Genomic DNA, 2,631 nt, shown 5'->3' on the forward strand with positions numbered 1-2,631 from the left:
AAAGCTTTTGTACCAGTGATGGTTAGAGATTTAGGGATTACGGAGTGTCGCTTGTTTCCTGCGTTCCCAAAGTCAACGACTCAATTTAATGCTAACATAAAGTCGCCCTAAAGGGCGAGGTTTTCAACCCAAATTTTCGATAATACTTCATCAGTGACTCCGTTTTAGAGAGGCGATCGTGCAAATTACGCTCAAGGAAAGAATCGAATCCATACAGGTGGGGAGTATCTCGGCGCTGGCTTTCCTGGTTCCCTATCTGCTATTTTTAATTGTCGATCGAGTATTTTTAGGGGAATCGATCACAGTAATTGGCACTTTTGTCAAGATATCAGGGGCGATAATTAGCGGATTTCTCTTTGGTGTCACCTATCGTTATGTCGTCCGTAACGATGATAATCCCCATCTCAAAGATGGTACAGTGGCAGCTTTTGCCCTAGTCCGCGGCCTAGTTCCCCTACAATTATCCACAGACTTGATCGCCGACAGTGGGCGCTTAAGTCTCTTTCTGGGAGAGAGCTTTATCTGTTTTTTATCCTCTCGTCTGCTGTTAGAGTTGACTAAGCTGCGCCAATAACCGACTCAGTTATCAGTTATCAGTCATCAGTTATCAGTCATCAGGTGCGAGTTTTCAGTGAATAGTATTAAGGGACAAGCTCGGAGCTGCTTTTTTACTGTTTACTGATCACTGTTTACTGATCACTGAAACATCACCCCACACCCTATGGCTATTTGTATTCCCGTTAATTTACCCGATCGCTCCTATAATATTCTGATCGAGAAGGGCAGTTTAGCCAATCTCGGTGCTGAAATGAGCCGGTTAAGCTTAGGTAAAAAGGTTTTATTGGTTTCTAATCCCGAAATTTTTGAGTACTACGGGCAAATAGCGGTTAATTCCCTAGAAAAAGGGGGATTTACCGTTTCTACTCATCTGATCCCCGCCGGCGAAAATTATAAAACCCTCGATGCGATCGCCCAAGTTTATGATAGCGCCCTCGCTCACCGGTTGGAACGTTCCTCGACTATGGTTGCCCTCGGTGGTGGTGTGATCGGGGATATGACGGGATTTGCGGCAGCCACATGGTTACGGGGTGTTAATTTTGTCCAAGTTCCCACCACCCTCTTAGCGATGGTGGATGCTTCCATCGGGGGTAAAACTGGTGTCAATCATCCCCAGGGCAAAAATCTGATCGGGGCGTTTTATCAACCGAAATTAGTTCTGATCGATCCTGAAGTGCTTAAAAGCCTACCGGTACGAGAATTTCGGGCAGGAATGGCAGAAGTGATTAAATATGGTGTAATTTGGGATGCCGAGTTATTTAAACAGTTAGAAGACTCGGACAATTTAGCTAGTTTTTCTCAGATCGATGGCGAGCTATTGCAAACAATTATTACAAAGTCTTGCCAAGCTAAAGCAGATGTGGTAAGTAAGGACGAAAAAGAAGCGGGTTTGCGGGCGATCTTAAACTATGGTCACACGATCGCCCACGGCATTGAAAGTTTAACGGGATATACTAGCGTTAACCACGGGGAAGCGGTGGCGATGGGGATGGTGGCAGCAGGAGCGATCGCTGTTAAACTGGGAATGTGGACGGAAGCGGAAAATCAACGACAAACGGCGTTAATTGCCAAAGCTGGCTTAGAAACACAAATTCCGCCCTTAAACCCCGACCAGATGATCGAGATGCTTACTGCCGATAAAAAGGTGAAAGATGGCAAGGTTAGATTTATTTTACCAACGGCGATCGGCCAAGTCACCATTAGCGATCGAGTTACTCCCTCCATGGTGCGCGAGGTGTTATCCCCAACCGAATCCGGGCAATAGACGTTTTTTCAATTAAGGAATGCTCCCAATATGACGACTGACTCAATACAAGTTACTGCTGAAGAAATTGCTCAGTTTCGGACTGAATTAGCGGATAATCCAAGGGCGATTGCTGCTTTGGATGCAATTGAGGATTGCGAAGGTTATCTTGAGGATGCTGTACCGTTACTGCTGATAGAAGCTGGTACAGAACCCGATAGATCGATCGGCGATTTGTTCGAAAAATGCCGCCAATTTATCTGTCAAGAGGAAGTTAGAGAAGCCTTAGAATCGGGTATGATTGCACCTGCTATAGAACCGATTTCTATGGGTGCTGGTATTCCTCCCGGTGTGGCAACAGCGATCGGTATTTGCGCCTTTAAATTGGGGATGAAAAGAGTTTGTGCTGATTGTGCTGACTAAATCCCTGTAGCTGTAAAACCGGCCCAGTAGTAGGGATTGGCAAAGGGATAGGGTTGGCGTTCTCTAATTCTTTCCAATGATTTTTGATATATTTTGCGCTGTCCTGGTCGCAGTTGGACAAGATGTTTGTCTATTTGCGGCTGATATTGTTGTAGAAATTCGTCTAACTTGTCAATGGTTAAATCCTGCAACCAATATTGAGCTTGTTTCAAAGCAACTGGTACAGAAACTTGCTGATTCTCATCAAATAAAATCTCATAAAATTTAATCATCAAAAATGAGGTAGATAAATCATTAACTGTCCATAAACTACTGACAACGCTGGGACTTCCTGCAAACAGAAAACCACTGGGTAAACCGATATATTCATCGCTGATAGAGTTTAAATCAATTAAGCCAGTTTCGCA

The 2,631-nt window shown here is 44.4% G+C and carries 4 protein-coding genes; 3 read left to right on the forward strand and 1 reads right to left on the reverse strand.

Translation table 11 applies throughout. From position 1 onward, the window contains the following. Positions 1-178: 178 nt before the first annotated feature. From IM322_RS17925 to IM322_RS17935, 3 genes are all read left to right on the forward strand, one after another. Positions 179-574, forward strand: a complete 396-nt coding sequence (locus IM322_RS17925) for a hypothetical protein (RefSeq protein ID WP_286825623.1) — start codon at positions 179-181, stop codon at positions 572-574. A 147-nt stretch (positions 575-721) separates the two neighbouring features. Then, entirely contained in the window at positions 722-1,822 is a 1,101-nt protein-coding gene (gene aroB, locus IM322_RS17930; RefSeq protein WP_287672636.1) for a 3-dehydroquinate synthase, read from the forward strand. A 30-nt stretch (positions 1,823-1,852) separates the two neighbouring features. Then, positions 1,853-2,224, forward strand: coding sequence for a hypothetical protein (locus IM322_RS17935; protein ID WP_287672638.1), 372 nt, complete (start codon positions 1,853-1,855; stop codon positions 2,222-2,224). On the opposite strand, the gene IM322_RS17940 is transcribed toward IM322_RS17935, so the two are convergent. Continuing rightward, on the reverse strand, positions 2,221-2,631 hold a 411-nt coding region (locus IM322_RS17940), incomplete at its 5' end, for a CHAT domain-containing protein (protein ID WP_287713282.1). The two genes, IM322_RS17935 and IM322_RS17940, sit on opposite strands and share 4 nt — an antisense overlap.

Source organism: Microcystis sp. M109S1 (assembly GCF_020247025.1).
Taxonomy (GTDB): Bacteria; Cyanobacteriota; Cyanobacteriia; order Cyanobacteriales; family Microcystaceae; genus Microcystis.